The sequence below is a fragment of the Ilumatobacter sp. genome (genome assembly GCF_965215205.1).
Lineage (GTDB): Bacteria > Actinomycetota > Acidimicrobiia > Acidimicrobiales > Ilumatobacteraceae > Ilumatobacter_A.
On sequence record NZ_OZ244049.1, the window covers coordinates 4,089,250 to 4,114,540 of the forward strand.

24 protein-coding genes are annotated in these 25,291 nt (G+C 66.7%); 11 read left to right on the plus strand and 13 right to left on the minus strand.

Annotated elements, in window-relative coordinates; all coding sequences use genetic code 11:
- Positions 1-10: 10 nt before the first annotated feature.
- Together ACOOHC_RS19210 and ACOOHC_RS19215 are read left to right on the plus strand one after the other, a co-directional pair.
- Entirely contained in the window at positions 11-883 is an 873-nt protein-coding gene (locus tag ACOOHC_RS19210) for an alpha/beta fold hydrolase (RefSeq protein ID WP_420451973.1), read from the plus strand.
- A gap of 11 nt (positions 884-894) precedes the next feature.
- Positions 895-1,470: a YdeI/OmpD-associated family protein gene (locus ACOOHC_RS19215; protein ID WP_420451974.1), complete on the plus strand. Its 576-nt coding sequence runs from the start codon at positions 895-897 to the stop codon at positions 1,468-1,470.
- Between the two features lie 85 nt (positions 1,471-1,555).
- Here ACOOHC_RS19215 and ACOOHC_RS19220 read toward each other — a convergent pair whose 3' ends face one another.
- From ACOOHC_RS19220 to ACOOHC_RS19235, 4 genes are read right to left on the minus strand one after another with little or no spacing between them, the layout of a single operon-like run.
- Positions 1,556-1,858: a hypothetical protein gene (locus ACOOHC_RS19220; RefSeq protein WP_420451975.1), complete on the minus strand. Its 303-nt coding sequence runs from the start codon at positions 1,856-1,858 to the stop codon at positions 1,556-1,558.
- Positions 1,855-3,087 (minus strand): hypothetical protein, encoded by a 1,233-nt coding sequence (locus ACOOHC_RS19225; RefSeq protein ID WP_420451976.1) that lies wholly within the window; start codon positions 3,085-3,087, stop codon positions 1,855-1,857. Before ACOOHC_RS19225 ends, ACOOHC_RS19220 begins: the two co-directional genes overlap by 4 nt.
- A gap of 30 nt (positions 3,088-3,117) precedes the next feature.
- Positions 3,118-3,654 carry an ArdC family protein gene (locus tag ACOOHC_RS19230; RefSeq protein WP_420451977.1) on the minus strand — a complete coding sequence of 179 codons (537 nt, stop codon included), beginning with the start codon at positions 3,652-3,654 and terminating at the stop codon, positions 3,118-3,120.
- Complete coding sequence (locus ACOOHC_RS19235; protein ID WP_420451978.1) at positions 3,651-5,813, minus strand: type IV secretory system conjugative DNA transfer family protein; 2,163 nt, start codon at positions 5,811-5,813, stop codon at positions 3,651-3,653. The genes ACOOHC_RS19230 and ACOOHC_RS19235 overlap by 4 nt, the downstream gene beginning before the upstream one ends.
- Before the next feature lie 289 nt (positions 5,814-6,102).
- Between ACOOHC_RS19235 and ACOOHC_RS19240 the strand changes: the two genes are divergently transcribed.
- Together ACOOHC_RS19240 and ACOOHC_RS19245 are read left to right on the plus strand one after the other, a co-directional pair.
- Positions 6,103-6,948, plus strand: coding sequence for a hypothetical protein (locus tag ACOOHC_RS19240; protein WP_420451979.1), 846 nt, complete (start codon positions 6,103-6,105; stop codon positions 6,946-6,948).
- Between the two features lie 16 nt (positions 6,949-6,964).
- Positions 6,965-7,924, plus strand: coding sequence for a hypothetical protein (locus tag ACOOHC_RS19245; RefSeq protein WP_420451980.1), 960 nt, complete (start codon positions 6,965-6,967; stop codon positions 7,922-7,924).
- A 76-nt stretch (positions 7,925-8,000) separates the two neighbouring features.
- Here the strand turns inward: ACOOHC_RS19245 and ACOOHC_RS19250 are convergent, their stop codons facing one another.
- Complete coding sequence (locus tag ACOOHC_RS19250; RefSeq protein ID WP_420451981.1) at positions 8,001-9,836, minus strand: M23 family metallopeptidase; 1,836 nt, start codon at positions 9,834-9,836, stop codon at positions 8,001-8,003.
- Positions 9,837-9,994: 158 nt separating this feature from the next.
- On the opposite strand from ACOOHC_RS19250, the gene ACOOHC_RS19255 reads away from it, so the two are divergent.
- On the plus strand, positions 9,995-11,269 hold the full coding sequence (locus ACOOHC_RS19255; protein WP_420451721.1) for an ISL3 family transposase: 1,275 nt from the start codon (positions 9,995-9,997) through the stop codon (positions 11,267-11,269).
- 153 nt (positions 11,270-11,422) lie between these two features.
- Here ACOOHC_RS19255 and ACOOHC_RS19260 read toward each other — a convergent pair whose 3' ends face one another.
- Complete coding sequence (locus ACOOHC_RS19260; protein WP_420451982.1) at positions 11,423-12,526, minus strand: toprim domain-containing protein; 1,104 nt, start codon at positions 12,524-12,526, stop codon at positions 11,423-11,425.
- A 210-nt stretch (positions 12,527-12,736) separates the two neighbouring features.
- Between ACOOHC_RS19260 and ACOOHC_RS19265 the strand changes: the two genes are divergently transcribed.
- From ACOOHC_RS19265 to ACOOHC_RS19290, 6 genes are read left to right on the plus strand one after another with little or no spacing between them, the layout of a single operon-like run.
- Positions 12,737-13,837 carry a tyrosine-type recombinase/integrase gene (locus tag ACOOHC_RS19265; protein ID WP_409923380.1) on the plus strand — a complete coding sequence of 367 codons (1,101 nt, stop codon included), beginning with the start codon at positions 12,737-12,739 and terminating at the stop codon, positions 13,835-13,837.
- A 4-nt stretch (positions 13,838-13,841) separates the two neighbouring features.
- Positions 13,842-14,150: a helix-turn-helix domain-containing protein gene (locus ACOOHC_RS19270; protein WP_409923381.1), complete on the plus strand. Its 309-nt coding sequence runs from the start codon at positions 13,842-13,844 to the stop codon at positions 14,148-14,150.
- Positions 14,147-15,856, plus strand: coding sequence for a hypothetical protein (locus ACOOHC_RS19275; RefSeq protein ID WP_420451750.1), 1,710 nt, complete (start codon positions 14,147-14,149; stop codon positions 15,854-15,856). Before ACOOHC_RS19270 ends, ACOOHC_RS19275 begins: the two co-directional genes overlap by 4 nt.
- Positions 15,857-15,913: 57 nt before the next feature.
- Complete coding sequence (locus ACOOHC_RS19280; protein WP_409923383.1) at positions 15,914-16,261, plus strand: ArsR/SmtB family transcription factor; 348 nt, start codon at positions 15,914-15,916, stop codon at positions 16,259-16,261.
- 7 nt (positions 16,262-16,268) lie between these two features.
- The gene (locus ACOOHC_RS19285; protein ID WP_409923384.1) at positions 16,269-17,057 is read left to right on the plus strand and encodes a cation transporter; all 789 of its coding nucleotides are present in this window, start codon (positions 16,269-16,271) and stop codon (positions 17,055-17,057) included.
- Complete coding sequence (locus tag ACOOHC_RS19290) at positions 17,054-17,542, plus strand: signal peptidase II (protein WP_409923385.1); 489 nt, start codon at positions 17,054-17,056, stop codon at positions 17,540-17,542. Before ACOOHC_RS19285 ends, ACOOHC_RS19290 begins: the two co-directional genes overlap by 4 nt.
- Positions 17,543-17,646: 104 nt before the next feature.
- Here ACOOHC_RS19290 and ACOOHC_RS19295 read toward each other — a convergent pair whose 3' ends face one another.
- The 7 genes from ACOOHC_RS19295 to ACOOHC_RS19325 form a co-directional block, all read right to left on the minus strand.
- A complete protein-coding gene (locus ACOOHC_RS19295; protein ID WP_420451983.1) occupies positions 17,647-18,834 on the minus strand; it encodes a hypothetical protein in 1,188 nt (395 codons plus the stop codon).
- Between the two features lie 188 nt (positions 18,835-19,022).
- Complete coding sequence (locus ACOOHC_RS19300; protein ID WP_420451984.1) at positions 19,023-20,531, minus strand: SCO6880 family protein; 1,509 nt, start codon at positions 20,529-20,531, stop codon at positions 19,023-19,025.
- On the minus strand, positions 20,524-21,852 hold the full coding sequence (locus ACOOHC_RS19305) for a hypothetical protein (RefSeq protein WP_420451985.1): 1,329 nt from the start codon (positions 21,850-21,852) through the stop codon (positions 20,524-20,526). The genes ACOOHC_RS19300 and ACOOHC_RS19305 overlap by 8 nt, the downstream gene beginning before the upstream one ends.
- Positions 21,852-22,577 (minus strand): hypothetical protein, encoded by a 726-nt coding sequence (locus ACOOHC_RS19310; RefSeq protein ID WP_420451986.1) that lies wholly within the window; start codon positions 22,575-22,577, stop codon positions 21,852-21,854. Before ACOOHC_RS19310 ends, ACOOHC_RS19305 begins: the two co-directional genes overlap by 1 nt.
- 37 nt (positions 22,578-22,614) lie before the next feature.
- Positions 22,615-22,851, minus strand: coding sequence for a hypothetical protein (locus tag ACOOHC_RS19315; protein ID WP_420451987.1), 237 nt, complete (start codon positions 22,849-22,851; stop codon positions 22,615-22,617).
- A gap of 462 nt (positions 22,852-23,313) precedes the next feature.
- Entirely contained in the window at positions 23,314-23,784 is a 471-nt protein-coding gene (locus tag ACOOHC_RS19320; RefSeq protein WP_420451988.1) for a hypothetical protein, read from the minus strand.
- 66 nt (positions 23,785-23,850) lie between these two features.
- Complete coding sequence (locus tag ACOOHC_RS19325; protein ID WP_420451721.1) at positions 23,851-25,125, minus strand: ISL3 family transposase; 1,275 nt, start codon at positions 25,123-25,125, stop codon at positions 23,851-23,853.
- Positions 25,126-25,291: the final 166 nt, after the last annotated feature.

Genomic DNA, 25,291 nt, shown 5'->3' on the forward strand with positions numbered 1-25,291 from the left:
ACCCATCACCGTGACTGAAACACTCACCACCGACACCCTCGAAATCGCCTACGAACACTGGCAACCCGACACACCCAGCGACTCAGCACCCGTGGTCCTCGTCCACGGCTTCCCCGACTCACCCGCCAACTGGGAACCCATCGCCGCAGCACTCGTCGACCAAGGACGACGAGTGCTTGCGCCCTACTTGCGAGGCTTCGGACCCACCCGCTTCCACCACGACGCAACACCACGATCGGGCCAACTCGCCGCGCTCACCCGAGACCTCGCCGATCTCCTCGACGTCCTCGACATCGATCGGGCAGTGCTCGTCGGCCAAGACTGGGGTGCTCGCGCCGTCCAAGGCGTCGCCGCAACCCAGCCCGAACGCGTCGAACAACTCGTGAGCGTCGGCGGATACGCACTGAGCTGGGACCAAACCGGGGGGCCACCGTCCTACGACCAGATCCAATCACTCTGGTATCAGTTCTTCCTTCAATCCGGATGGGGCGAAGGAATGCTCCACGCCGACCCGCTCGGGTTCAGCGAACATCTGTGGAAGATCTGGTCACCGACCTCCACCGACCACGCCGAACAGTTCGACAACGCCAAGGCAGCACTCGGCAGCGACGACTTCGCCCGCATCGTTCTCAGCGCCTACCGAGACGACCCGACCGACCCCCGCTACGACAATCTCGAAGCCGAACTGGGCGACGCCCCCACCGTCGACGTTGCCACCACCATCCTCTACGGATCGGCCGATCCTCTCGAGGCAGACGGACCCGACCTCGCTGCCGACGAAGCCAAGTTCTCGAACCTCATCGAACAACGAGTCATCGACGGAGCCGGTCACTTCCTCCACGTCGAACGGCCCGACGCCATCGTCGACACCGTCCTCAACTGAGCAACGGCATCGTGTCGACCTCCGACATCGAACGCATAACCGCCGCCGACTCCGACGAGTTCCGAGCGTGGCTCCACGAACACCACGAAACCGCCGACGCCGTATGGCTCATCTACTTCAGGAAGGACTCCGACACGCCCTCGATCACCTGGTCCGAAGCCGTCGACGAAGCGCTCTGCTACGGATGGATCGACAGCAAAATCCAATCGCTCGACAACGACCGCTACGAGCAGTACTTCTGCCCGCACAAACCAACCAGCCCCTGGTCGAAAGTCAACAAGACCAAGATCGCAGCCCTCCAAGACGCCGACCGGATCCAACCCGCCGGCGCCGCTGCAATCGAGAGAGCCAAGGCCAATGGATCATGGACGATCCTCGACGACGCTGAGAACCACATCGTTCCCGACGACCTCGCCGACGCACTCGACAACGCCACGACCCGAGACAACTTCGATCAACTCCCGCCCTCGACCCGGCGCAACATTCTGCAGTGGATCGTTCTCGCCAAACGCGACGACACCCGACAACGCCGAATCCAACAGACCGCCGACGCCGCAGCAAACGGCGAAACACCCAACAACCTATAGACCCGACACAAGGAGCACCCCGTGACACACACCCACCAGCAACAGATCACCGTCAACGCCAATTGCTACGGGCCCCCAGCACCGTTCATCCCGTCCGGCTCCAGTCGTCGAGGGCTTCGCCGACGGCGCTGGCCACACTCAGCCCTGGCCGAGCCCCGGCAGCGAGTCGTTCGACTGCGGCCACCAGGTCGATCAGCGAGCGGGCGAGTGGGTCGTTACCCTGGCCGGTCACGAAGGGTTCGCTGTCGTTGTATTCGGCGGCTGCTTGGGCGATCCAGTCGTCGATCGCCTCGGTGAGCGCGGCTTCGAGTGTGATGTCGTCGTCGGCCCAGTAGATCGCGGAGACGAAGCGGTCGAGGGCGACGAGACCGTGGTCGGTGTTCGTCATGGCGACGATGGCTGCGGGGTCGGGTCGGTCGGGGCGGGGTCCATCGCGTCCCATTCGGCGAACATCTCCAGGATCGGATCAGGAGCAGCCGGCGGGTCGGGCACGACGGTCAGATGAGCACGCTGCGTTGTGAGCATCGAGGGGTGGGCGTGGCTCTCCCAGCCGCCGTCGATGTCGGGCCAGGCCCGCTTCAGCGTGTCGAGTGCAGCGGCTCCGTCGCCGTCGTGGAGACCGACGGCGACCGCCACGGCGAGACCGGGTTGCGCCTCGACGGACTCGCACACCCGGATCGCGTTGACCGACTCAAGTTCGAGCGCTTCCGCCAACTCGACCACGAGCCGTGCGTCGGGTGCTGTCCGGACGACGCGTTGGAGCATCTTCATGTCCTGGGTCTTCTCCCCTCTCAACGTCTCGACCGCCACGTCGCGTTCGGTGGTGAGGTCGGGGGCGATGACGGCCAGCGCCGGGTCGACCTCCGACCTCGGGTACAGCGGCCCGGTCGCCCGATCCGTTGCGGTGACGTCGTGGTCGAGGGCGTCGCGAATGCGGTGGTCGGGAATGCCGAAGCGCTGCATGATCCGTCCGGTCTGGAGGGCGGTTCGTCCCGACTCGGCGAGGATCTCGGCTGCCCGGTTCGTTCCGTCGGCTCGGTAGATGACGTCGGCGAACTCGGTCGCCTGTTCGGCTTCGAGTTCGTGGCCGAGTGCGCGTAGGAACTCGGCGTCGGAGCTGTCGGCGGCATCGAGCGCCGAGCCCTGCTCCGGACTGTCACGTTCGAACATCGCAGGCTGGTCGGCCAGCGCCGGCTGTTCGCCCAGGCTCGTTCGGTCGGCCATGTCAGGTTCGCTGGCGGTGGTCGATGGCGCCAGCTCGACGACGTTCGTCTCGGTCTCGGGCAGTGCGTGGTCGAGCGGGTCGTGGACGAGCTTGACGCCGACGTCACGTTGCAGCGTGTCGACAAGTTGCTTGGTCGTCGTGAGGACCTGTTGGGCGGTCGCGGCGACGAGGTCGAGATCACCGCCGGCCCATCCGGCGATGTAGGGCACAGAGTACACCTCGGTGTCGAGGCCGATCGTCTGACCGAGCAGGAACGCCACGGACTCGGCTTCGACCTCGCGTACGTCTCGGGCGAGGCCGGCCCGGTTCTCGTGACCGAGGGTCACGTGCGCCCACTCGTGCAGCAGGGTCTTCAGTTGCTGAGGGGGTTCGAGGTCGTCGGCGATCAGCACCGTCCGGGTCGTGTAGTTCGTCTGCCCGTTCTAGCGTTCCATCGGAGTCCGGGAGTGGAGGGCGACGTCGAAGCCGGCGTCGGTGAGCTGTTCGGTGACGGCCGACCAGATGTCGTGTCGACGGTTCTCGCCGGTGAGCAGTTTCGGCATGATCGCGTCCTGGCCGATGTCCGGTGGCGCGACGAGTTGGCCCTGGTGGAAGACCTTGACGGTGCGGAACCCGCGCAAGAAGTGTCTGGTGACCTCCTCGCCGGACACCTCGTCGATCTCTTTGCTGCGGCCCTGGAGCGGGGCGAGGATCTTCAGCCCGGTCTCGCCCTTGCGGACCTGGCAGGTGCCTCCGCCGTGGGCGGGGATGCGTTGCCAGTTCCGATAGCCGGCGACCGACCCCTCGGCGCCCTGGAGGGCGAGCAGCAGTTGGTTCTGGGGTGAGTAGCGGTGGAACTTGCGGGCGTGGGTGAGGTAGGTCAGCCAGTCGTCGCTGGTCGTCATCTGCGCCAGGCGGGCAGTGAGTGCTTCGTGGAGTTCGGCGACCGCCTTGGCGTGGTCGACTCGGTGTCGGCTCATCGCACGACCTCGCTCTCGTCGCTGTCGACCTCGGCGTCCGTCGTCGCCGAGTCGGTGCCCGGCTCGGTCGCCTCTCCGACCCTCTGGTCGGGCGGTACGGATGCCGCCGGTTGGAGCAGGTCGGGCACGGCATCACGATTTCGGACGAGCTCGCCCGCCGGACGCTGCGGCCCGGCGCTGCGACATCGCCGCTCCGGTGTCGGCCGCCACGGCCCCCACTCTCCGGTCGATTCGTCCTTCGGTGGTGGTGTGGGCACCATCTCGGCGAGGCGGCGGATCTTCCACCACGGTCGACCGTGCACGTGGGCGGGCGGCACGTTCGAGTGGATCATCAGTGCCGAGCCGTACTCCGGCAACCGCGACAGGAAGTAGGGGACGAGCGCCTCGCTGTTCTTCTGCCCCGAGATCGACTGGCGTCCCCCACCACCGAGATCGTTGGACCAGGAACGTCGCTCGACCTCCTCGTCGCCGACGATCTTCGACACGTAGCCGAGCGTCGAGTCGTCCGACGCGCCGGGGAAGAACAGCTTCGTGGCGTGGTTGGTGAGCAGCGTGTCGGCCCGCTTGCCGTACGCCTCGTGGATCTGGGCGTACGACTGCCAGATCGTCACCAACTGGATGCCGATCCCCGCGCACGTCGACGACACCTCGGGCAGCCAGTCGAGGGGCATGTTGCCGGCTTCGTCGATCAACATCAACAGCGGCGCGGGGAGCCGGTCGCCGCGCATCTCCCACTCGTACGCCTGCGACTTCAGATCCGACAGCAGCCCGGCGAGCACCGGGGAGAGCCGCTTGTAGTCGTCGAGTGACACGAGCAGATAGAGCGTGTTCGCGTTCTTGCCGTCCGTGCCGGTGTCCATCAACCAGTCGAGGTCGAGCCACTCACCGGTCCCCTCGGTGTCACCCGTCTCCTCGCTGTCGTCGTCGAAGTCGGTAGCCGCGACGACAGCGGGGTCGAGCCACGGATCACACACCGTCTGCGCAGTGGCGTACACCGATGCGACGATCTTCTTGTCCGGCTTGTTCCAGATCGCCCCGAGGTGACGCGACGCAGCCTCCGCGGCCTGTCTCGTCTCCGGGTTCATGTAGGCGGCCTTGACGATCTCCTTTGGTGGGCACGCCTTCTTCGTGCCGGGCATCGCCATGTCGAACACCCAGCGCGACACGTCGTGCATCGACGGCCGCCTGGTCAACGCCGCGACACCGAGCAGGCCGGTGAACAGCAACTTGCCCTGCGTCGACCAGAAGTCCATGCCACCCTCGACACCGGCCTGCGGTGTCCAAGCCGCCAACGCCTCCCCCGCACGTTTCGCACCCGACGGGGTGTGCGCCGACCTCAACGGCGACCACCGACCGACCTCGTGCGGCTCGACGGTGATGTGGGAGCGGGACGCCGACAGGAACCCGCCCGGGTCGAAGACGCGCACCGTGCCGAGGTCTCGGCGGCGCTCGATGGTGGTGTCCATCAGGTCGCGCTTGACCGACAGCACGATCGCCGGCCCGGCCCAGTCCAACAACCCCGGCACTGCGCACTGCGACGTCTTGCCGCACCGAGTCGGCCCGCATATCGCGATCGACGTCACGTCGCCGGCCTGACCCCGACGCAGTTCCCCAGTCGCTCTCGCCCACCACCGCCCGATACCGCTGCGGGCGCTCGGTGCCCAGCGTCGGCTCTCCGTGGCGAGCAACCAGCCCCGCCACGTCCCGAACACGAACCGACCCGGCACCGGTTCGCGCACCATCAACGGCCGCAACTCACGCTTGGTCGCGAACCGAGCATGCGCATCGACTCCGAGGCGACGGCGAGACCCCGACATCGACAACCACACCCGCCGCACGACGACGACCACCCCCACAGCGAGCGCGGCGGCAAGCGACGTCGCCACCCAATACACAGCCGGACCCGGCAACCGATCGGGTGCCGGATCGGGCCAGGCCGACGCCGGCGACCGAGGGTCCGAGAACAGGCCCGGTAGCGCAGCGAACGCATCCCCGAGACCCGCACCGAGTCGCGGTTCGCCCGTCGATGCGGCGGCCAGCCACGCACCGGCCCACACCACGACGGCGAGCGCCGCAGCGCCTGCGACGAGTGCGATCAGGATCTGTTCCAACGGAGACGTCGGTGCCGACGACGGCGAAGTGGTGGTGGTGGTGCTCATGGCGACCACCAAGCACGAACGCCCTCCCGGAAACCCCCACAGATCCACTCGACGCCGAAAGAAAATCGTCGGCGCCGGTCCGAACCACCACCCGGATCACCCCCCGACCCGCCCAAACCACCTGCTCAAACCGGCGCCCCGGCCGGTCCACGCGATCGCACGGGACGATCACCCCACGGATCACCGACGACCGAGAAATCTCACCCCCGGATCCCGCCGATCACCCCCCGGATCGTGCGAAGCCCCAGCTCAACAGGCACGAATTCCTCCATACGGCCGGACATGACCTGTGGGGGTTTCCGGGAGACCGTTTCCGGAAGGTGGACCTCATCACATCCACCACACCCAACGAGGTCCACCCATGAAAGACGACACCGTCACCATCCATCTCCAACGCCGACTCCAGCACTGCCTGGCACCACGACGCCACCGCACCATCACCAACCGCTGGAGCGCCGCCCACCCCGCCATCGCCGGCATCGACATCGCCGACATGCTCGACACCTGCCGGCGCAGAACCATCGACCAGAACCCCATCCTCGCGGCGCTCATCGCCCTCCACCAGACCGGCGACGACGACGCCACCACCGTGCTGCTCTCGGCGTGTCGACCCCTCTTCTACGGAGTCGTCCGCCACGCCCAACGCTGCGCCACCACCGAAGGCACCTCCGGCACCCAGACCACCAACTACTGGGCTGCGCTCGGCCACGTCCTCGCGACGATCGACCCGACACCACCCATCGACCACCGGGGCAGACCCAAGCCGTTCCTCGAAGAGATCGCCGGCGCCCTGTTCCGAACCCGCAGGCAATTCGACGCCAGTGAGCGCCGACGCCATCGGTACAACCGAAGTGGCGGCGACAACCGCATCATCGCCCTCACCGACGAGATCGTCGAAGAACAACACCACCGCCGCTGGGCCGACGAACTCCACGACGTCGAGAACCATGCGCTGTGCCGCATCGAACTCTCACGCATCGCCGACGCTGTTCGAACCGGAACCGTCAGCCTGCAACGATGGCAGCGTCTGGTCGACCACCGCGTCACGCCACTCGGCGCGTCCAGCCCCGCCGACCGAGTCGCCGTCCACCGCACCGCCACCAAACTCGCCGAGCTCGTCGAACATGCGGCATGACAACACCCTCGTCGTCATGTGGGCAGCCAAGGGAGGGGCCGGCACCACCGTCACCGCATGCGCGGCTGCAATTCACGAACCCGACGACGTGCTCCTCGTCGACCTCGCCAGCGACTGCGCCACCGTGCTCGGAGCCGCCGATCGAGAACTCGGGGTGCGCGCCTGGCTCACAACCGACCTCGAGCCTGAGCGGCTCATCGAGTTCACCGACCCCATCGACGACACCACACGCCTCATCGGCGCCGGACGCCTCGACCCCGACCACGGCAACCACCGACCCGAGCGACTCCGCCTGCTCGCCGGCTGGCTCGTCGAACAACCCGGCGTCGTCATCGTCGACGCCGGCACCGGCACCCCACCCGACCCTCTCCTGGCACGCGCCCAACGTTCCATCCTCGTCACCCGAGCCGACTACCTCGCCGTCCTCGCCGCAACCCGGACCGGACTTCGTCCTGACGAGGTCTTTGTCGTCAACGAACCCGGACGAGCACTCACCCACCACGACCTCGAACGAGCCATCGGCGCACCCGTCACCGGCGACGTCGACCTCGATCCCGCCATCGCCCGCGCCGTCGACGCCGGCCTCTTCGTCGGCCACCGGACCCTCCGCCGAGCCACCGAGACGATCACCGCCCGAACCCAGCACTCACCGCGACTCCGAGGCCCCGACATCGACTACGGAATGCGATGGCGCACCCGCCACAACCCCGACACCTGGCGAGTCAGCTACAACACCGGCGACCAACTTCTCCAGGCCGTCAACAACCGAACCGGACTCACCGTCCCGCTCGTGGGCTACCGAACGACCGACCGCCTCGAAGCCGACATCGACGGCTGGGCCACCAGGCACGCCGACCCCGACGGCCTCGACTGGCTCACCACCCAACTCGGCATCCCCGGCGCCATCCCGCACACCGCTCCCGAGCCAATCCACCCCACCGGACCCCAACTTGATCTCCCCGGCATCGAACTCTGACCTCGATCTATCCTTGGCCCCCGAATACTCCTGCGCAGTACCGCACCCGGTAGCGGCGACGAATGGTCGATCGGGTTCAGCAGTCGGCGATCGAGCAGCGTGATGCGGATTTCATCTGTCCATTGGCAGTTGAGTGGATACCGCCGGGAGCAAGCACATCGTCGTCACCGCCCCCGTCAGGTCGGGTGCCGTTACCTTCGCCGCTTCCGCCGCCACCTCCGTCATCCGACCCGGGCGGGTCGTACTCTTTGAGGTGATCCCACGGTCGATCTTCGCCAGCGCGTGCGATCGTCTGCGGGTCGACGAGAACGAAACTGCCTGAACTCGCCGGTGCTGGCACCGCGACACCGTCCAGCACCGAATAGCTAGCGCCGTTCGGCCACTCTCGCAGCCGAGTCTGATCCGCCGGGTAGAAGCGCATGTTGTCCCACAGATCTTGGCCGGCGGCATCAACGACGCGGTGATCAACGTTAGTCGGCGTCGCTCCGTCCAAGACTGCGCCGTTTGCGATGTAGAGCGGCGCGCCACCAGCGATCACATAGACGCGCCCGACATCCGGCCCGTTCGCAGTTCGGACGAACGTGCCGTCGACCGGCGAGCTTTGCACGTTGTCCCACAATCCCTGACCGGCAGCGTCTACGACACGGTGGTCGACGTTGGTCGGTATCGCCCCGCCAAGGATCGAGCCGTCGGCGATATAGAGCGGCGCGCCGCCGGCCATCACATACACCCTTCCGAGCGACGGTCCGTTCGCCGTACGAATCAGGGTTCCGTCGGCTGGCGACAGTCGCACATTCGTCCAGAATCGAGTTCCGGGAGCATCGACAACGCCGTGATCGACGTTGGTCGGTGTCACCCCACCGAGCATCGAGCCGTCGGCGATATAGAGCGGCGCGCCGCCGGCCATCACATACACCCTTCCGAGCGACGGTCCGTTCGCCGTACGAATCAGGGTTCCGTCGGCTGGCGACGTGGCGATGTTCGACCACTGTGCCGAGCCGGCCGAATCGACCGCTCGGTGATCGACGTCAATCGGTGTTTGCCCGATGATCGACCCGTCCGCAATGTGCAGCGGCGCGCCGCCAGCCATCACGTACACTCGGCCGATGTCGGGGCCGTTCGCAGTTCGGATCAGAGTTCCGTCCGACGGCGTCCGGCGTAGAGCCTGAATCTCGGCCCTCGTCCTCTGCGCCACGGGTCGGGTCAAGAGCGAAGGGTCGCCGATGTAGACGGGAGCGCCACCTGCGATCACGTATACCTCCCCGGTATCGGTCGCCGAGATCAGCGAACCCTCACCGACCACACCACTGCATGAGTCAGAATCCGGCACCGACACAGAGTTCGGATCAGTCATCGCCGACCCGTACGGCGGGGTCCAGTTCGAGAACGTCGACGCCACCACGCCCCAATTGAGACGCTGCTCGTAGTGGAGGTGCACCGAACCCGGCGAGCCGACGTCGCTCACGTACCCGATAATGTCGCCTCGCTCAACTACCGTCCCGTTCGCGACCGGGCTGCTCATGTGCAGATACAGAGACGACCAACCACTGGTGACCGAACCGCCGTCGTGATTGATCGCCAGCGGATTCGCGGAGCTGGTGTACGCCGGGAACACCACCGTCCCCGAAGCACTGGCCCGCACGGGCTGACCGACATCGCCGCTTCCCGGGATGAAGAAGTCGATTGCGTTCTCGCTCGGGACGTGACCGGGCCGAGTCCATGCACGCCACGAGGTCTGCTCACACGAGAACGGAATGCTGAACGAGGGAGCCGCCTCTGCCCCGGGGATCGGAAGCACGTGCGTGCTCGCCAACAGCACGGCGAACACTGCCGCCACGATCCTGCTCCACCGCCGCACGCCGGCAACGGTAGTGGTCGGCAACCGCTGATGCTGGCCCGACGTCTTGGGCATCGTTCTCGGCTGGGGTCCGCGACCGAGCGCGCGACCGCACTTTTCACGCTCTTCTGCTCTGTCCGTGGGTGAGTTGAGGGCCTATCCGCGGGTGCACCCCGCCTGATTCCTAGGTTTCGCGCTGTCGAAGGCTCGAAACTGAAAGGACGGCAGACGGGGTGCTGAACACCAAGGTATGGGAGAAGGCGTGCGGGTTGACGCGCACGGTCGTGGAAGGGGTCCGTGTCGACGACACCGATGGATCGATCGTGGTGTCGGCACGACCTGATGCGAGGGCTCGTGGCCGCTGCGGACACTGCCATCGACGTTCGCCTCGCTACGACCGTGGTGATGGTCGTCGGCGGTGGCGGGCGTTGGACGCCGGCACGACGAAGGTGTTCATCGAAGCCGACGCACCCCGGGTGCGTTGCCGCACGCACGGACCGACGGTGGTGGCAGTGCCGTGGGCTCGTCATGGGGTCGGCCACACCCGCGACTTCGACGACTTGGCGGCGTGGCTGGCGGTGCGCACCTCGAAGTCCGCGACGTGTGAGTTGTTGCGGGTGGCGTGGCGCACCATCGGTGCGATCGTCACGCGGGTCAATGCAGATGTCGAGGCGCGTGTTGATCGTCTCGACGGGTTGCGACGGATCGGGATCGATGAGATCTCCTACAAGCGCGGACACCGCTACCTGATCGTCGTGGTCGATCACGACACCGGCCATCTGGTGTGGGTCGGCCCTGGCCGCACCGACGCCGACTTGGAGGTGTTCTTCGACGAACTCGGCAACGAACGCGCTGCGGAGTTGACCCACATCTCTGCGGACATGGCGGGCTGGATCGCCCGCGTCGTCGCCAAGCGAGCCCCGAACGCCGTGCGCTGCGCCGATGCGTTTCACGTCGTCGCGTGGGCCATCGAAGCGCTCGACGTCGAGCGTCGCCGAGCCTGGAACCAGGCATCGGGACGAAACGCGATCACGACCGTCATGTCCCAGCGAGGACGCGCACGAGGCACCTCGCTCGGCATCGCACGCGCCCGCTACGCGCTCTGGAAGAACCCCGGCGATCTCACCGAGAACCAACGCGCCCAGCTCGACTGGATCGCCAAGATCGACCCTCGGCTCCATCGCGCTTACCTGCTCAAGGAAGGACTGCGGTTCGTGTTTGCCGTCAAGGGTGACGCCGGCAAGCACGCGCTCGACAGGTGGTTGTCGTGGGCGCGCCGGTCGCGAATGCCGGCCTTCGTCGAACTCGCCCGCAAGATCGTGAAGCACCGAGTGGCGATCGATCACGCCCTCGACTCCGGGCTCTCCAACGCCCTGATCGAGTCGACCAACACCAAGATTCGGCTCCTCACCCGCATCGCGTTCGGCTTCCACGGACCCGAACCCCTCATCGCCCTCGCCCTGCTCGCGCTTGGCAGCCACCCACCCGCCCTCCCAGGCCGAACCTGACCCACGGATACAGCAGAAGAGCGACTTTTCACGTGCTGTCCAGCGGACTCGATCCTCGTTGACACGGCTCGCTCGCGACTCCTGCCGATGGCGTCTCGGCCCGGCGACTTCGCCCTACCGAGCGGTCCGACCAGAAACCCCTCGGCATCTGCGTCACAAGGAGAGATCGATCGAGACATCGGCCTTGGGGATGCTCGCTACTTCCTGGGCATGGCCGAACTCGGCGCCAATTCCGTCGAACGAGTTCGTCCAGGTGGGCTCGGCTGCGGCCCATTCGGTGAGGTCCATTCTCTCGGGCGGGACTATGACCCGAACGTCGACGCGTCGTTCGTCGAGGAGGTCCCGCAAACGGGCCGCGCCTTTCGCTCCAGATCCTGATGGGTCGTTGTCGAAGCACACGGCAACGGTGGCAGCGTCGCAATGCGCATACGAGGTGATCTGGTCGGCAACCCGCACGTCGGGAAACGCCGAGCCGAGGATGCCGACCGAGGCGAAGCCGGCCTGAGCAGCGATGAGTGCATCTGGGATTCCTTCCGCAGCGATCAGCACGCCCGCGTGACGTGCTGTTCTGGCTGGCATCTGCGTCCACGCGACTCGTGGGTTGGACGCCAACGTTCGCGACGGGTTGTCGTACTTGCCGCGGCCATCCGGTGGTTCGACGAATCGGGCTTGGAAGTAGGTGACCGCACCGTTGCGGTCGAGGGCGGGGAACACGGCGGCGGGCCATCCGGCTGGCAGGCCTTTCACACGTGGGAGGAATCGGCGGCCGGGGTCGGCGCCGACACGGTTGGCTCGCAGCACGTCGTCGTGGAGGCCGCGTACGTGGAGCCAGTCGCGGACTCGCCGACCCGATCCGGACCACAGCAGTTTCTCGCAGCGCTCGACGTACTCGATCACCTCGGGGGCGGGTCGCCCGATCGGCCGAGGCCGAGGTAAAGGTTGGCGGGGGAGGATGTCGAGGTTCGTGTGGTGCTCGGCGAGCCATCGGATCGCGTCACCGACCTCCATCGAGCGGGCGCTCATCACCGCATCGATCGCCGTGCCGCCTTCCCCACCCGACCAGCACCGCCAGCGTTGGACACCGTGCTGGTCGATCGAAACCGTCACCGACGGGTGGACGTCCTCGTGGCTCGGCGACGGACATCGCCACCGTCGCCGCGGACCGCTACCGGTGCCGGGGGTGACGGCGTCGAGGACCGCCCCGAGGTCGACTCGGGCGAGCAGTTCGTCTCGATCGATCCGATGTGCGTCACCCATGGTGAACTCATCCCGTTACGCGACCATCGCCTGGTCTGTTGTAGGAACTTCCCGGAATCGCGAACGGTCCGGAGTTCCAACGTGGGCATGCGGGTCAGTCGCCGTGCCGGTTGACCGACTTCGTCTGAACCTTGACAACTGGTCGGGATTCCTGAAGGCTTGCCGGGTATCGGGGTGATTCGCTCGACCGGCTGAACAGGAGGAGACGCTATGGCGTTGGCTGTGGTCCGCTCCTTGGACGCCCCGAAGGCGCTTGTCGCGCCTGGTGAGGTTGAGGATTTCGAGCAGGAACTGGTCGATCAGTATCTGCTTGCGACGGTGGGTGCAGGTTCGGGTGACTCGACGGTGGTGGAGGACCGAGGTGCGATCTTCGAGTTCATCCGGTTCCTGGGGCGACCGGTGTGGACGGCGCAGCCGGCCGACGCTGATCGGTTCTTGGTCCATCAACGCAAGGAGTTGCATCGGGCCCGGTTGACGGTGCAGCACAAGGCGTGGTCGCTGGCGCGGTTCTACTCGTTCCTCGTTGCCCGCTACTCCGGTGACATCGAACGTTTGACCGGCCACGTGGTGATCCAGATCATCGACGAGTTCAACCGGCCGACCAAAGCCGACTACAGCAACGTGCGGGTACCGCCGTCGATTGAGGAGATCGATGTGTTGTTCGCAGCGTGGCGTGAGTGGTTGCCCGAGGCGCGCAAGTTCTTGCCGGCGACACGGGATTACATGGCGGCGTCGTTGTGGCGCCGGTGCGGTCTGCGGATCCAGGAGACCTACATGCTCGACATCCGTGACTGGCGACGTGATTTGGGCGAGTTCGGCAAGATCCATGTCCGGTTCGGCAAAGGCAGCCGAGGCCGCGGACCCAAGAGTCGACTGGTGCCGGCGATCAACGGCGCGGCGGATCTGATGGATTGGTGGTTGGGCGACATTCGCCACCAGTTCGACGACGCCTATGAGGACCCGAACGCTCCGCTGTTCCCGAGTGAACGGCGAGACAAGCTGACCGGTGCGTGCAGCCGGATCGGTGACCAGGCGCTGCGTGACGGACTCGCCGCAGCGGTTGGTCGTTGGTTGCCGGCGTGGTCCGACGGTCGGTTGACGCCGCACACGCTGCGCCACTTCTGCGCGTCGTCGCTCTACCAGCGCGGCGTCGACCTCAAAGCAATCCAGGAACTGCTCGGCCACGAGTGGTTGTCGACCACGACCCGCTACATCCATGTGCACGGCGATCACATCGAACGCGCCTGGACCGAAGCGAACCAGCGGATTGCCGACCGCCTCGACCCGAACCGGGACAACGAACAGGAGTGAACTGATGCGTTGGAATCTGAGACTGACCGCTGCCGAACAGGGCATCTGGAAATCGACCGAGATGCGACGCCGGCTCGCGGACGCCGGCTTGGAGATCTCGGCCGGGAAGATGTCGTCGTTGTGGGCGGGAACGCCAACCACGATCCGGCTCGAGGACCTCGACGTGATCTGCTCGGTCCTCGATTGCGACCCGGACCAGTTGTTGATCCGCGAGCCGGACAAGGTCGAGGCCCGCAAACCGCGCAAGAAGCGCGCCGCTGGTGCGACGGTCACGCCGAGGTTGGGGAAGAACCGAACGCTGCCGCCGGGGTGAGCTGGCAGAGCTTCTGCGCCACATGCGGCGAGTGGCCCGTCGCGTTCACCACGGTGAAGTTCTGCTTCGGGTGTTGGCCCGGCGGATCCGCCGTTCCGCCACCTTGTCTCGAGTGCGGATCGACGACGGACTACTTCACCAACGGGCTGTGCGGTCGCTGCCACCGGATGGGCCATGTCACGATCGACACCTGTCCGGACTGCTTCGCGTGGGGTGCGTCCAAGCATCGAGCCTGGCGATGCACCGCGTGCAACGGCTGGCGAGAAAAGCGCAAGCTCGGAGTCTGCTCGTGCTGCAGCCGCGAAGTCCCCATCAACATCTACGGCGCCTGCCGGCTCTGCACCAAGCAACGCACCCGGGTCCTGGCGACGAAGCCGCCGTTGCCGCTCCCCGATCTGATCGCCGCGAACCGGAACGGACAACAGCTGTGGTTCGCCGATATGGGCAAAGCTGCCTCGGCGCGACGCCCGAAGTCGCCGCCACCACCGGTTGCGGTCGGGACTCTCGCCCGGTTCCCGGTCACTCACCTGCAATTGCCGCTGTTCCGTTTCGAACGTGACCTCAGCGTCGCCCGCCGGGTCGGTCACCTCGATCCCCGCGACGCGAACCTGGCGTTGCTGTTGGATCAACACGTCGACGAGTTCGGCCGAGCTCACGGCTGGGACCGCCGCAAGATCGTCACCGTTCAACACGGCGTGCACATCCTGCTCGGCCAGCAAGAAACGATCGGCGCACCAATTCGCTGCAGCGACATCGACGCGATCGCCAAACTCAAGGTGTCGACCGTCGCGCTGAGCGACGCCCTCGACGCCGCTGGCATGCTCGACGACGACCGACCACCATCGATCGTTGGCTGGTTCGCCACCAAGACCAACGGCCTGCCCGAAACCATCGCCGCCGAACTCGGCGTGTGGTTCGACGTCATGCGCCACGGCAGCACCACCCCGCCTCGCAGCAAGCCGCGCAGCGATCTCACCATTGGTCAACAGCTCCGATCGGCGATGCCCGCCGTCGAAACCTGGGCCACCAGGCACACCTCGCTGCGCGAGGTCACCCGCGACGACATCTACACAGCGCTGCCGGCGAGCGGATGGCAGCGCACCCACATGCTCCAAGGACTCCGCTCGATCTTCCGGACCCTCAAGGGCCGCAAGGTCGTGTTCACCAACCCCACCACCCACATCCGCCAACCCCACACCAACCACCCGATCCCCGCCCCCGTTGGTCTCGCCACCATCCGCAACCTGCTCGACTCGCCGAACACCGCCCGGGCACTCACCGCAGCGCTGCTCTGCTACCACGCCATCCGCGTCAAGGACCTGCGCCACATCGGACTCACCGACATCTACGACCGGCGCCTCCACCTCGGCGACCAGACCATCGTGCTGGCCGACGCCGTCCTCGAACGCCTCGACACCTACCTCTTCCACCGGCACTACACCTGGCCGAACACCGCCAACGAGCACCTGTTCATCAACATCCGCAGCGCCCACCACACACGCCCGGTCGACAGCTCCTGGCACACCCGGTTGCTCGGCACACCCGCCCAACAGATCCGCCAAGACCGCATCCTCGACGAAGCGTTCGCGACCGGCGGCGACCTCCGACAGATCAGCGACCTGTTCGGCCTCTCCGTCGCCCAAGCCAACATCTACGCCAACCACGCACACCACGCCGCTCTCAGCGACCAAGCCGGGCACGACTGACCCACGACGCATCGGCCCGGACCAATACATCGGCGCAGGCCGATACAATCCGCCGGCATGAGCGCCACGATTCAACACGCTGCACCCATCGCGACCGCAGCGAAACTGTTCTGCGGGTTCGGCGACCCGACACGCCTCGCGATCATCACCACACTCGCCGACGGTGAACAACGCGTGAGCGACATCGTGACTGCGCTGAACGGCTCCCAGGGCAACATCTCCGGTCACCTCAAGTGCCTCAGAGAATGCGGACTCGTGACCGATCGGCGCGTCGGCCGCGAGGTCCACTACCGCATTGCCCACGACGAAGTCATCGACGTGGTCCGCTCGGCCGAACGACTCCTCGCAGTCACCGGCGAACACATCGATCTCTGTCCGAACTACACCACCAACCCCAACGCGTGAGCAGCCGATGACCGTCAGCCGTTTCCACGTCGCCGGCATGGACTGCGCCGCCGAAGAACAACTCGTGCGCATGGCACTGTCCGACATCGACCAGATCAACCGCATCGAAGTCGACCTCGACCAACGTGACGTGCTGATCGACCACACGACCGACACCGACACCATCGACACCGCACTCCAAACCCTCAACCTTGGCGCCGAGTTCGTCGACGACACCAGCGAGATCGGGCCCGCCCCCGACACCCGACGCGAACGCAACGCGCTGATCGTTGCGTTCGTGATCAACGCCGGCTTCTTCGTCGGCGAACTCACCGTCGGCTTGATCAGCCGCTCCATGGGACTCATCGCCGACGCACTCGACATGGGCGCCGACGCCAGCGTGTACGCGCTCAGCCTCGCCGCCGTCGGGACCGCTGCCGCACGCAAGAAACAACTCGCACGCACGAGCGGATACCTCCAGATCGGCCTCGCCGCGCTCGGTCTCGCCGAGGTCCTACGACGATTCTTCGCCGACAACGAACTCCCGGACCCGACCTCGATGATCGTGATGTCCGTGCTCGCGCTCGCCGGCAACATCATCACACTGCTCGTGCTGCATCGCGTCCGGTCCGGCGAAGCACACCTACAAGCCAGCTGGATCTTCACTGCCAACGACATCAAGGTCAACGGACTCGTCATCGCTGCAGCGATCGGCGTCACACTCACCGACTCCGGCATCCCCGACCTCATCGCCGGCGCCGTGATCTTCGCCGTCGTCGCCAACGGCGCCCGACGCATCCTCAAGATCAGCCGATGAACCCGACCCGACGTCGCACCATGCTCGCCTGGATCGCCGCGCTCATCACGATCGATCTCGCCACCAAGATCTGGGCCACCGCCACACTCGACGACGCACCCACCACGCTTCCCGGACCCATCGACCTGCAACTCAGCTACAACAGCGGCACCGCATTCGGGCTGTTCACCAACATCCCACCCCTGCTGATCACCGCCGCAACCCTCACGATCGCGCTCGCAATCCTCCGAGCCGCATGGAACAACCGGACACCCACCGGGCCCGCCACGCTCATCATCGCCGGAGCGCTCGCGAACACCATCGATCGGCTCGAAGCCGGCTCCGTGGTCGACATGCTGCACACCGGCTGGTGGCCCACCTTCAACATCGCCGACATCTACATCACCACCGGCATCGCTTGGTGGGCAATCACCGCCACGACCGCCGACCATTCGATCTCGCCGACCATCGAAGCAACCAGCGCCACACAGCAACCCCAGACCTGACACGGCACACTCATCCGCTACGGTGACCCCCAGTTCACCAACCCCGGACCAGTCAGCCAGACCAGACCGACAAGCACCCCGGAGTTCGGCCCCTACGACCCCGGTCATGGCTTCATCCCCTGGTCTGTGTCGCAGATGGCGACCTCGTCGGCGCCGATGACGTGTTGCACGACCGCCCACCGCCCCGCGACGCACCACACGGCGCGACCGCGGGTGAGTCGGGGGAGGATGTTGATGAGGCGGTCGTTCATCTGCAGCGCACGGCGGGACAGTTCGAGTTGGTCGGTGGCTTGGCGGAACACCACCCGTGTCTGGACGTCGCCGAGGAGTCCTTCGGCGACCTTCGCAGCGGAGGTACCGCTGTCGGCCTGGGCGGCAAAGTCGGAGAGCCGGTGCGTGATGAGGACGTTCCAGACGCCGAGATCGCGGCACAGCTTCAGTCGGGCCTGCAGCGCCTTCGCTGCACGCTCCGAGGCCATCGTCGCCCACACCTCGTCGTCGACGAGGATGCCGCGCCGGCCGTCGTGCTTCATCGCCGCCATCTGCCCGGCCAGCGTCGCCGAGGTCGCCATCTGCACGAGCGGAAGCGCGTCGGGGTTGGAGAACACCGCCGAGAGGTCGACGACGACGCCCTGCTGGCCGGTCTGGTCGACCGTGAAGGTGGAGGGACCGTCGAACATGCCACGCAACGTCTTGTCCAACAACTTCGCCAGCGCCAACCGCAACTGGGTCACGGCACCGGAGATCTCGGTCGAGGCGAGCAGCTTGAGCTCGTCGAGCGATGCGATGTCCTCGGGCAGGTTGGCGAGGAGGTGGGCGAGATCGACGAGCGTCGGGGCTGCACCGTCTCGGTGTGCGTCATCGAGCACTTCGATGGCGGTGGTCAGGAGGGCCTCCTCGATCGGATCGAGATCTCGGCGCATCACCGTCGACAGGAGACCCGTCGACAACTCCTGACGGTTGCGGAGCGATTCGGCCCGTTCGCCGGGGCCGGGGTCGAGCGGGTTGAGCCGATCGGTGCCTCCGGGGTGGAGCTTGACGATCGGCATGCCGAGCGCTTCGGCGAGTGGGCCGTACTCGCCTTTCGGGTCCGAGATCGAGATGAACCGTCGGTGCCCGTAGAAGGCGGCCTGGCGATTGAGCATGGTCTTGACAGCGGACGATTTCCCGTTGCCGGGTTCGCCGAGGATCAACATGTTCGAGTTCGTCAGCACGACTCCGCCGCCGAGGTCGCGTCCGTAGAGCTCGAACGGGTCATAGGACCAGGCGCTGTTGCCGTCGGTGACGTTCACCCCGACGTACGGAGCGAGCGTGTCCTGGAGTGCGCGCCCGCCGTGGAACGGATAGATCGACGCAACGTGCGCCGTGGTGCCACGGTGTCGCGGAAGCCGCAACCCCACGATCCCCGACGCCCTCGTCGATGCGATCACCGGCGACGGCGACGCGTCGCCAGACGGCTCGACGTGTCGGCGCCGACGGATCATGCCGCTCCGATCCGGCGGGCGACGGTTCGTCCGAGCGGTAGCGAAGCGACCCAGCCGGCGGCCTGGCGGCCGACGAGTCGTTGCAGCTCCACGCCGGCGTTCGCGGCGATCTGTTCGAGATCGGCAGCCTGCTGTTCGAGCGTCTCGGCATCGACAGCCGCAAGAGTGAGCAGCCCGGTGTAGTAGCACTCCGCGAACCCGGCGGACAGCTCGTCCTCGCGAGCCTCGACCTCGGCGATCGCTTTCTCGTCCTTGCGACGCACGATGTAGCCCTTCCGGCGTCGGGTCTCGAGGTTCGCTTCGCGCTGGGTTCGTTCCTTGTCGACGTGAGCGTCGGATGCCTTCGGCGGGACCGGCTCGAACACCGTGGTCAGTGATCGGGTGCAACCGGAGTCGAACATCAACGGGTCCATCCACGCGCCGACGACCTCACGTCGTGGCCACGATGCGAACCACCACGACCGGTGCCACACCCCGTCGACGACGACCGCCGAGAGCTGGTCGTCGATCACCATCGGACCGAAGGTCGGCGCCGACCGCCCCGTCGCAGCCGCAAGCGAGCGCCGTAGCGTGATGAGCTGTTCGACGACGGCCGGGTTGCCGCGGACCCGGGTCGCCGAGACGAGATCCGCGGCCGACAACAGTCCCTCGACACGGAGACCGGCCGTCGCCAGTCGGCTGGCGAAGAGTCGGGTCTGCTCGGCCACGGAGCGGAGCCCGGCGGTCAGCGGCTTCTCCCGACGGTGCCGGCTCAGCCGTGCCAGATCGACGGTCACCTCGACGAGCACCTCGTGGTTCACGACCGTGGCCGAGGTATCCCGGAGCAGTTGAAGGTAGCCGGGGCGCGACGGGTGCTCGGGCTCGTCGGCCCAGCGGTCTTCGAGTCTGGCGACGGTGTCACGGATCGGTTGCGGCGACGTCCAGTCGTGGAACGTCACCCTCGACACCGGCGACCGCTCACGTGCGAACCCACCGATCGCTGCGCCCCACTCGTCGATGCGCATGTCCTGACCCACCGAGTCGACGAGCGCAAACTGGCCGTCACCCGACACCCGCAACACCGCCGTCACCGATCCTGCAGCACGATCATGGACCACACCGATCGGCACGTCCTGGCCCGGCGACAACCACGACACCTCGAACTCGTACAGGTCGAGTCCCGCCAACACATCAGGAACCACGGTCGGTTGATCCTCACCGTCGACCACCAAAGCGACGGGTCGATACCACCGGTTCCGCGAACGCAACTTGCGCCACCACCACGCGATCGCCCACGGAAGGATCTCGTGAACCGGCTGGCCGTGGAGCTTGCCGAACCACAGCCACGCCGCCGCGACCGCTACCAGCAGCGCCGCCGGGATCGGGACGTACCCGGACACCGCCGCCCACCCTGCGATGAGCGAGAGACCGCCGGCAGCGGCCAGTGCAGGCGGGACCGTTCCGAAAAGACCGGACCGACGACGCTCACCGAACCGATAACCGCGAGCGCGTCTCGACTCACCCATCGCGACCCTCCACACCCGAACCTCCCGAGTCGGCGCCCGACCGTCGCGGGGACGACGTCCCAACCGCCACCGAGTCCGACGACCGTCCCATCGTCGAGACCGCCGACGTCACCGACGAACGCGCACCGTCGGCTGCTGCCTTCGTGGCGACCGCTGCGCCGACCACCGGAGCGGCCGGACCGCTCGCGGCCGTGGCCGCTCCACCGCCAGCGGTACTCGCGCCTCCACTCGCGAGTGACGAGGTCCCCGCTCCCGCCGGCCCGGCTCCGCCGAGACCAGCGGCAGCACCCGACGATCCGGTGGCCTGAGCGCCGCCACGGGATCCGCTCCCGGCGAGGCGACCGGTGACCTGACGGCCGTAGTACTGCATCTGCATCCCCTGCGTCGCCGCTCGCATCGGTGCCGACGCGATGCCCTGCGCCACGACGGCCGCCGCGATCAACGGCATCAGCTTCCACAACACGAACGGCATGAACGCCGCCAGCCCGAACACGATCACCCCCACGATCAACACCCCGATCTCCCGGGCTGCGTTGTCCCCGACGCCAGCACCGGGTTCGCCGGCGTCGCCGAGTGCGGCGAGCATGTTCGCCCCGACCGAGACGGCGAGCACGATGATCGGCTTCGCCAACACCAACGCAGCGAGCAGTTCGAGCACCTTTTTGGCGGTGTCACGCAATGGCGGGAACAGCATCGACGGCAGCCCGAACGCCACGGCGTAGATCACGACGAGGTAGATCAACGAGGTGCGGACCAGCAGCACGATCCACATGAACAACATCGCGATGATCAACGCGATCCCGATCAACGGGCCGAGGAAGAACAGGCTCGTGCCGGTCGACATCAACACCTCGGCGACGTTCGACAGTGCTTCGGCGGCCTGGGGCCGGGTGCGCGCCCACACGTAGTCGGAGAACCCGTCGGCGACCCGGATGGCCGCGGCGGTGACGGCGATCAGCGACGCCATCGCGAACACCGCTACCGGCAAGTCCCGCCCGACCGCTTGGATGACCTGGCCGGGAGAACCGGCGCTCACCGCCCGGATCACCGCCAGCAACAGCAGGACCGACAGCATCAGCACGCCCAGCCACGTGGCGACACGGAACGGTGCCGACTCGTCGCCGGAGAACCAGGCCGAGTCGAGCTGCGGAGTGGAGGACGTGTCGAGGAAGTTCCACACCGCCATCAGCAGCGTCAGCACGCCGTTCATTACCCAGTTCGTGATGCCCTCGACCACGGTGTCCCACGCCCATCCCGCCGCGGCACGGAACGGTGTCGTGATGAAGTCGAAGACGTCGCCGATTATCGGGATCGCCAGCATCACTTTTCCTTCCCGGATGCGGTCGTGTCGGCGAACACCGCCGGCGTCCAGTCGTTCAGCTCGGCGAATTCACCCGGGGCGGACGGCACCGCCGTCTCCACACCGATCGGTGTCGGACCCTCGACGATCGAGATCGACGCGATCTTCCAGTCCGAGCGCTCCCACACCAGCTCCAGCCGGTGCGTCCGCCACAGCACTTCGACCGGACCGTCGACGGTGTCGCCGGTGACCAGCACCGACCACACCGCCACCTCTACCCGCTCCGACGTCGACGAAACCAGCGACGAGCGCAGCGGCGCCTCGGTCCACAGCCGTTTCCGGAACTCGGGCCCGAACTCGTCGAGCAGCTCGAAGTAGAGCGCAACGGTGTCGTCGAACAGAGCGCGATCGGCGGTCGTCGACAGCAACGCGTCCATCGAGTCCGACAACACGAGAGGACCCATCTGCACGAACGACGGAACCGACGCGACCCAGTTCACCGCAGCGGTCGTCGCCCCCGCCGTCGACCGGGGATAGCCGACCGGCACCCCGGCGACGTCGCCGACCGCGGCGACCGACCGATCGCCCGACTCGGTCGACTCGTCCGCGACCAAGTCGACGGTCGCGATCGGCGCGGAGGCGACCGGCGGCGACGTCGACGGTGAACCCATCACGATCGACTGCACCGTCCACGCCACCAACATCGCCACAAGCACGACGGCCCCGGCGAGCTTCCACATCGACATCGCTCAGCGTCCCGATTCTTCGTAAACCGTGTCCGGCTCAGCCGCCGGCGTTCCCGGCGCTGTAGAGGGTGTTGACCGCGATCGTGGCCAGGCCGATCACCATCGCACCGATCGCTCCCGCCGCCACGTACATCTTCCCCTCGACACCACGACCCGTGTTGCCACCCATCCCGCGCCACGTCGCAGCCCCGTAGACGATCGCCAGGATGCACACCACCAGGCCGACCCACTTGCCCCACCCCATGATCTGCGACACCAGCTCGGCACCCGGCAACCCCGCATTCGAAGGCGCCGTGTCGTCAATCTGAGCAAGCGCCCGTCCGGGCACCATCGCGATCCCGACACCGGCCACGGTCGACGTCAACGCCCGACGCCGGAGCCCCGAGCCTTCGACCCGACGACAACGGGTGCCTGGGCGACGTGAACGTGGTGTCCGGTGTTCGATGGTCTGGTCGGTCATGACGAACTCCCCTGGAGGTGCGGGCCCGTCCGATCTCGGGCCGTTCACCTCCCCAAGGCCCACCCCGGCGCCACGCGTTACACGGGTCCCCGACGACGTAACGCAACAGCCGCTCGCGGGGCATGGAAAGACGTGAAGATCGTCGCCGCCCTCTTCGTCGCCGTCGTCGGGTTCGTGATATCGATCCCGCTCGTGTTCGCCAACGGCGGGAGCGCCACCGCTCCCTACGCCTGCGGCCAACTCGGCGTCATCCTCGACACCATCCGCACCCTCGAATCAAGCGGCGACTACACCGTCCGCAACGCACACGCCTCCGCGGCCGGCGCCTACCAGTACATCACCACGACCTGGACGCACTGGGCCAGCGAAGCGGAGATCGACACCATGCTCTACCCGACCGCGGACACCGCCCCTCCCCACGTCCAGGACCAGGTCGCCGGCGTCAACGTCACCGCCATCCTCGCCGACCACGTCAACCTCATCGAAGCGGTCCCGGTCAACTGGTACTACCCAGCAGCCTGGGGCGACGACCAGATCATGGACCAGGTCCCACGACCCGACGCCGGCAACACCCTCACCGTCCGCGAGTACCAGACCAAGTGGCTCGACATCTACAACGACAAGCTCGCCACCGCCGACGAGAACGACACGATGCTGTGCGCATCGACCGACGTCACCGGCTCCTGGGCACTCCCCGCACCGAGAGCCGTCATCGGCGAAGGCACCCTCGACGACCCCCACCACCACTACCCGGCATGGGACTTCCTCATCCCGACCGGCACACTTATCCCGCTCTTCTGCTGTATCCGTGGGTCAGGTTCGGCCTGGGAGGGCGGGTGGGTGGCTGCCAAGCGCGAGCAGGGCGAGGGCGATGAGGGGTTCGGGTCCGTGGAAGCCGAACGCGATGCGGGTGAGGAGCCGAATCTTGGTGTTGGTCGACTCGATCAGGGCGTTGGAGAGCCCGGAGTCGAGGGCGTGATCGATCGCCACTCGGTGCTTCACGATCTTGCGGGCGAGTTCGACGAAGGCCGGCATTCGCGACCGGCGCGCCCACGACAACCACCTGTCGAGCGCGTGCTTGCCGGCGTCACCCTTGACGGCAAACACGAACCGCAGTCCTTCCTTGAGCAGGTAAGCGCGATGGAGCCGAGGGTCGATCTTGGCGATCCAGTCGAGCTGGGCGCGTTGGTTCTCGGTGAGATCGCCGGGGTTCTTCCAGAGCGCGTAGCGGGCGCGTGCGATGCCGAGCGAGGTGCCTCGTGCGCGTCCTCGCTGGGACATGACGGTCGTGATCGCGTTTCGTCCCGATGCCTGGTTCCAGGCTCGGCGACGCTCGACGTCGAGCGCTTCGATGGCCCACGCGACGACGTGAAACGCATCGGCGCAGCGCACGGCGTTCGGGGCTCGCTTGGCGACGACGCGGGCGATCCAGCCCGCCATGTCCGCAGAGATGTGGGTCAACTCCGCAGCGCGTTCGTTGCCGAGTTCGTCGAAGAACACCTCCAAGTCGGCGTCGGTGCGGCCAGGGCCGACCCACACCAGATGGCCGGTGTCGTGATCGACCACGACGATCAGGTAGCGGTGTCCGCGCTTGTAGGAGATCTCATCGATCCCGATCCGTCGCAACCCGTCGAGACGATCAACACGCGCCTCGACATCTGCATTGACCCGCGTGACGATCGCACCGATGGTGCGCCACGCCACCCGCAACAACTCACACGTCGCGGACTTCGAGGTGCGCACCGCCAGCCACGCCGCCAAGTCGTCGAAGTCGCGGGTGTGGCCGACCCCATGACGAGCCCACGGCACTGCCACCACCGTCGGTCCGTGCGTGCGGCAACGCACCCGGGGTGCGTCGGCTTCGATGAACACCTTCGTCGTGCCGGCGTCCAACGCCCGCCACCGCCGACGACCATCACCACGGTCGTAGCGAGGCGAACGTCGATGGCAGTGTCCGCAGCGGCCACGAGCCCTCGCATCAGGTCGTGCCGACACCACGATCGATCCATCGGTGTCGTCGACACGGACCCCTTCCACGACCGTGCGCGTCAACCCGCACGCCTTCTCCCATACCTTGGTGTTCAGCACCCCGTCTGCCGTCCTTTCAGTTTCGAGCCTTCGACAGCGCGAAACCTAGGAATCAGGCGGGGTGCACCCGCGGATAGGCCCTCAACTCACCCACGGACAGAGCAGAAGAGCGACATATCCGTAATCCAGTCGAGCGCAGCAGCTCCGCCCCATCGCGGCACGTCCG

Excerpts from the sequence above, each read along its gene's own strand:
- ACOOHC_RS19220 (WP_420451975.1), bottom strand. The coding sequence starts at position 1,858 with ATGACGAACACCGACCACGGTCTCGTCGCCCTCGACCGCTTCGTCTCC.
- ACOOHC_RS19230 (WP_420451977.1), bottom strand. The coding sequence starts at position 3,654 with ATGAGCCGACACCGAGTCGACCACGCCAAGGCGGTCGCCGAACTCCAC.
- ACOOHC_RS19235 (WP_420451978.1), bottom strand. The coding sequence starts at position 5,813 with ATGAGCACCACCACCACCACTTCGCCGTCGTCGGCACCGACGTCTCCG.
- ACOOHC_RS19245 (WP_420451980.1), top strand. The coding sequence starts at position 6,965 with ATGTGGGCAGCCAAGGGAGGGGCCGGCACCACCGTCACCGCATGCGCG.
- ACOOHC_RS19250 (WP_420451981.1), bottom strand. The coding sequence starts at position 9,836 with ATGCCCAAGACGTCGGGCCAGCATCAGCGGTTGCCGACCACTACCGTT.
- ACOOHC_RS19260 (WP_420451982.1), bottom strand. The coding sequence starts at position 12,526 with ATGGGTGACGCACATCGGATCGATCGAGACGAACTGCTCGCCCGAGTC.
- ACOOHC_RS19265 (WP_409923380.1), top strand. The coding sequence starts at position 12,737 with ATGGCGTTGGCTGTGGTCCGCTCCTTGGACGCCCCGAAGGCGCTTGTC.
- ACOOHC_RS19270 (WP_409923381.1), top strand. The coding sequence starts at position 13,842 with ATGCGTTGGAATCTGAGACTGACCGCTGCCGAACAGGGCATCTGGAAA.
- ACOOHC_RS19280 (WP_409923383.1), top strand. The coding sequence starts at position 15,914 with ATGAGCGCCACGATTCAACACGCTGCACCCATCGCGACCGCAGCGAAA.
- ACOOHC_RS19285 (WP_409923384.1), top strand. The coding sequence starts at position 16,269 with ATGACCGTCAGCCGTTTCCACGTCGCCGGCATGGACTGCGCCGCCGAA.
- ACOOHC_RS19290 (WP_409923385.1), top strand. The coding sequence starts at position 17,054 with ATGAACCCGACCCGACGTCGCACCATGCTCGCCTGGATCGCCGCGCTC.
- ACOOHC_RS19300 (WP_420451984.1), bottom strand. The coding sequence starts at position 20,531 with ATGGGTGAGTCGAGACGCGCTCGCGGTTATCGGTTCGGTGAGCGTCGT.
- ACOOHC_RS19305 (WP_420451985.1), bottom strand. The coding sequence starts at position 21,852 with ATGCTGGCGATCCCGATAATCGGCGACGTCTTCGACTTCATCACGACA.
- ACOOHC_RS19310 (WP_420451986.1), bottom strand. The coding sequence starts at position 22,577 with ATGTCGATGTGGAAGCTCGCCGGGGCCGTCGTGCTTGTGGCGATGTTG.